The 1,741-nt window shown below is 57.2% G+C and carries 1 protein-coding gene; it reads right to left on the reverse strand.

The window, feature by feature from the left end:
- On the reverse strand, window positions 1–1,741 hold a 1,741-nt coding region (locus tag ACYQ1O_RS16870), incomplete at both ends, for a beta strand repeat-containing protein (RefSeq protein ID WP_459993436.1).

Raw genomic sequence — 1,741 nt, forward strand, 5'->3', positions numbered from 1 at the left:
ACTGGTGCTGACCAAATCCAGCTTGTCCACGCCCGCCGCCGAGCTGGCGCTGAGACCCTTTTGGAAGCCGCTGATGACATCAAAGTCCGTGACCGTGCTGTGGCCCGTGGCGATTTTCACCGTGTCGGTTTTGGCAACGGTTTCCGCCAAGTTGAGCGCGTCCTTGCCCGTGCCGCCAGTCAGCACATCCGCACCTTCTTCCGCCACCAAGGTGTCGTTGCCCGTACCGCCAACCAACGCGTTCGTTGACGCATTACCGGTCAGTACGTTGTTCAAGCTATTGCCTGTCGCATTTGCCGCCGTACCGGTCAGGGTCAGGTTTTCCAGATTTGCGCCCAAGACAAAAGAGAACGAGCTGGACACGCTGTCAATTTCGGTCGCCAGTGTTGAGGTTTCTGTCACCCCATCGCCCGTATTATCAACGACATAACTGTCATTGCCCAAGCCGCCTGCCATATTGTCCGCACCTGCGCCGCCGTCCAATATGTTGTTGCCGTCGTTGCCAACCAGCACGTTGTTCAGGCTGTTGCCGGTGGCGTTGATGTTTGCCGTACCGGTCAGGTTCAGGTTTTCCAGGTTCGCGCCCAAGACAAAAGAAACCGAGCTGGACACGCTGTCAATCTCGGTCGCTAGTGTTGAGGTTTCCGTAACGGTGTCGCCCGCATCATCAACGACATAACTGTCATTGCCCAAGCCGCCCGCCATAGTGTCCGCACCCGCGCCACCATCCAGCACGTTGTTGCCGTCGTTGCCGACCAAGGTGTTGTTCAGGCTGTTGCCGGTGGCGTTGCTGTTCGCTGTGCCAGTCAGGGTTAGGTTTTCCACGTTGTCGCCCAAAGTGAACGACACGGCACTGGACACGCTGTCAATCTCGGTCGCCAGTGTCGAGGTTTCCGTAACGGTGTCGCCCGCATCATCAACCACATAACTGTCATTGCCCAAGCCACCCGCCAGGCTGTCCGCACCTGCGCCGCCGTCCAATACGTTGTTGCCGTCGTTGCCGACCAGAGTATTGTTCAGGCTGTTGCCGGTGGCGTTGCTGTTCGCCGTGCCGGTCAGGGTTAGGTTTTCCAGATTTGCGCCCAGCGTAAAGGAAACCGAACTGATGACCGTGTCCACCTCGGTCGCCAGCGTCGAGGTTTCGGTCACTTTGTCGCCGACGTTGTCAACCATGTAAGTATCCTTGCCGGTGCCGCCGCTCATGTTGTCCGCACCGGCTTTGCCGTCCAGCGTGTTGCTGCCGGCATTGCCTTTCAGGACATTGTTCTTGGCGTTGCCGGTGGCCTTGAGGTTCTTGCCGCCGGTCAGGGTCAGGTTTTCGACGTTGTCTGACAATACAAACGACACCGAACTGCTTACCGAATCCACTTCGGTTGCCAAGGTGGAGGTTTCTGTTATCGTATCTCCACTGTTATCGACTGTATAACTGTCATTGCCCAAACCGCCGCTCATTGTGTCCGCACCGGCTTTGCCGTCCAGCACGTTGTTGCCGTCGTTGCCAAGTAGCGCATTGTTCAAGCCGTTGCCGGTGGCGTTGATGGCAGTTGTGCCGGTCAGGGCAAGGTTTTCCAGATTTGCGCCCAAGACAAAAGAAACCGAGCTGGACACATTGTCAATTTCAGTCGCCAGTGTTGAGGTTTCTGTAACGGTGTCGCCCAAATCATCAACGACATAACTGTCATTGCCCAAGCCGCCCGCTAGGCTGTCCGCACCTGCGCCTCCGTCCAGTAAGTTCGCACTG

Source organism: Methylosoma difficile (assembly GCF_054657615.1).